This window comes from Pseudomonas sp. 910_23 (assembly GCF_052850795.1).
The window spans coordinates 1-3237 of the sequence record NZ_VXCZ01000039.1 but is presented as its reverse complement, the minus strand read 5'-3'; the positions used below and the strand labels follow the sequence as shown (position 1 = coordinate 3237).

Sequence of the window (3237 nt, the reverse complement as noted above, 5' to 3'; positions counted from 1 at the left end):
GAGAAATTCGAATTTTCGGCGAATGTTGTCTTCACAGTATAACCAGATTGCTTGGGGTTATATGGTCAAGTGAAGAAGCGCATACGGTGGATGCCTTGGCAGTCAGAGGCGATGAAAGACGTGGTAGCCTGCGAAAAGCTTCGGGGAGTCGGCAAACAGACTTTGATCCGGAGATGTCTGAATGGGGGAACCCAGCCATCATAAGATGGTTATCTTGTACTGAATACATAGGTGCAAGAAGCGAACCAGGGGAACTGAAACATCTAAGTACCCTGAGGAAAAGAAATCAACCGAGATTCCCTTAGTAGTGGCGAGCGAACGGGGACTAGCCCTTAAGTGGCTTTGAGATTAGCGGAACGCTCTGGAAAGTGCGGCCATAGTGGGTGATAGCCCTGTACGCGAAAATCTCTTAGTCATGAAATCGAGTAGGACGGAGCACGAGAAACTTTGTCTGAATATGGGGGGACCATCCTCCAAGGCTAAATACTACTGACTGACCGATAGTGAACTAGTACCGTGAGGGAAAGGCGAAAAGAACCCCGGAGAGGGGAGTGAAATAGATCCTGAAACCGTATGCGTACAAGCAGTGGGAGCCCACTTTGTTGGGTGACTGCGTACCTTTTGTATAATGGGTCAGCGACTTATTTTCAGTGGCGAGCTTAACCGAATAGGGGAGGCGTAGCGAAAGCGAGTCTTAATAGGGCGTCTAGTCGCTGGGAATAGACCCGAAACCGGGCGATCTATCCATGGGCAGGTTGAAGGTTGGGTAACACTAACTGGAGGACCGAACCGACTACCGTTGAAAAGTTAGCGGATGACCTGTGGATCGGAGTGAAAGGCTAATCAAGCTCGGAGATAGCTGGTTCTCCTCGAAAGCTATTTAGGTAGCGCCTCATGTATCACTGTAGGGGGTAGAGCACTGTTTCGGCTAGGGGGTCATCCCGACTTACCAAACCGATGCAAACTCCGAATACCTACAAGTGCCGAGCATGGGAGACACACGGCGGGTGCTAACGTCCGTCGTGAAAAGGGAAACAACCCAGACCGTCAGCTAAGGTCCCAAAGTTATGGTTAAGTGGGAAACGATGTGGGAAGGCTTAGACAGCTAGGAGGTTGGCTTAGAAGCAGCCACCCTTTAAAGAAAGCGTAATAGCTCACTAGTCGAGTCGGCCTGCGCGGAAGATGTAACGGGGCTCAAACCATACACCGAAGCTACGGGTATCACGTAAGTGATGCGGTAGAGGAGCGTTCTGTAAGCCTGTGAAGGTGAGTTGAGAAGCTTGCTGGAGGTATCAGAAGTGCGAATGCTGACATGAGTAACGACAATGGGTGTGAAAAACACCCACGCCGAAAGACCAAGGTTTCCTGCGCAACGTTAATCGACGCAGGGTTAGTCGGTCCCTAAGGCGAGGCTGAAAAGCGTAGTCGATGGAAAACAGGTTAATATTCCTGTACTTCTGGTTATTGCGATGGAGGGACGGAGAAGGCTAGGCCAGCTTGGCGTTGGTTGTCCAAGTTTAAGGTGGTAGGCTGGAATCTTAGGTAAATCCGGGATTCTAAGGCCGAGAGCTGATGACGAGTTAACTTTTAGTTAACGAAGTGGTTGATGCCATGCTTCCAAGAAAAGCTTCTAAGCTTCAGGTAACCAGGAACCGTACCCCAAACCGACACAGGTGGTTGGGTAGAGAATACCAAGGCGCTTGAGAGAACTCGGGTGAAGGAACTAGGCAAAATGGCACCGTAACTTCGGGAGAAGGTGCGCCGGTGAGGGTGAAGGACTTGCTCCGTAAGCTCATGCCGGTCGAAGATACCAGGCCGCTGCGACTGTTTATTAAAAACACAGCACTCTGCAAACACGAAAGTGGACGTATAGGGTGTGACGCCTGCCCGGTGCCGGAAGGTTAATTGATGGGGTTAGCTAACGCGAAGCTCTTGATCGAAGCCCCGGTAAACGGCGGCCGTAACTATAACGGTCCTAAGGTAGCGAAATTCCTTGTCGGGTAAGTTCCGACCTGCACGAATGGCGTAACGATGGCGGCGCTGTCTCCACCCGAGACTCAGTGAAATTGAAATCGCTGTGAAGATGCAGTGTATCCGCGGCTAGACGGAAAGACCCCGTGAACCTTTACTATAGCTTTGCACTGGACTTTGAATTTGCTTGTGTAGGATAGGTGGGAGGCTTTGAAGCGTGGACGCCAGTCTGCGTGGAGCCAACCTTGAAATACCACCCTGGCAACTTTGAGGTTCTAACTCAGGTCCGTTATCCGGATCGAGGACAGTGTATGGTGGGTAGTTTGACTGGGGCGGTCTCCTCCTAAAGAGTAACGGAGGAGTACGAAGGTGCGCTCAGACCGGTCGGAAATCGGTCGTAGAGTATAAAGGCAAAAGCGCGCTTGACTGCGAGACAGACACGTCGAGCAGGTACGAAAGTAGGTCTTAGTGATCCGGTGGTTCTGTATGGAAGGGCCATCGCTCAACGGATAAAAGGTACTCCGGGGATAACAGGCTGATACCGCCCAAGAGTTCATATCGACGGCGGTGTTTGGCACCTCGATGTCGGCTCATCACATCCTGGGGCTGAAGCCGGTCCCAAGGGTATGGCTGTTCGCCATTTAAAGTGGTACGCGAGCTGGGTTTAGAACGTCGTGAGACAGTTCGGTCCCTATCTGCCGTGGACGTTTGAGATTTGAGAGGGGCTGCTCCTAGTACGAGAGGACCGGAGTGGACGAACCTCTGGTGTTCCGGTTGTCACGCCAGTGGCATTGCCGGGTAGCTATGTTCGGAATAGATAACCGCTGAAAGCATCTAAGCGGGAAACTAGCCTCAAGATGAGATCTCACTGGAACCTTGAGTTCCCTGAAGGGCCGTCGAAGACTACGACGTTGATAGGTTGGGTGTGTAAGCGCTGTGAGGCGTTGAGCTAACCAATACTAATTGCCCGTGAGGCTTGACCATATAACACCCAAGCAATTTGACTACTCTAACGAGCATCAGATTGCGGTGTGTGAAGACGCAATGAACCGAAAGTTCGACGCTCACAAAACACCGAAAACTATCACATACCCAATTTGCTGAAGCGAGGCCAACTGGTCACGACTCAGTACCCGAATTTCTTGACGACCATAGAGCATTGGAACCACCTGATCCCATCCCGAACTCAGCAGTGAAACGATGCATCGCCGATGGTAGTGTGGGGTTTCCCCATGTGAGAGTAGGTCATCGTCAAGATTAAATTCC

Annotated in this window: 2 rRNA genes; both read left to right on the top strand. The window is 51.3% G+C overall.

The annotated features are described in order from the left end of the window. Positions 1 to 63 precede the first annotated feature (63 nt). A 23S ribosomal RNA gene (locus FW800_RS27205) occupies positions 64 to 2955 on the top strand. 157 nt (positions 2956 to 3112) lie between these two features. Next, positions 3113 to 3228 (top strand): 5S ribosomal RNA (rrf, locus tag FW800_RS27200). Positions 3229 to 3237 lie beyond the last annotated feature (9 nt).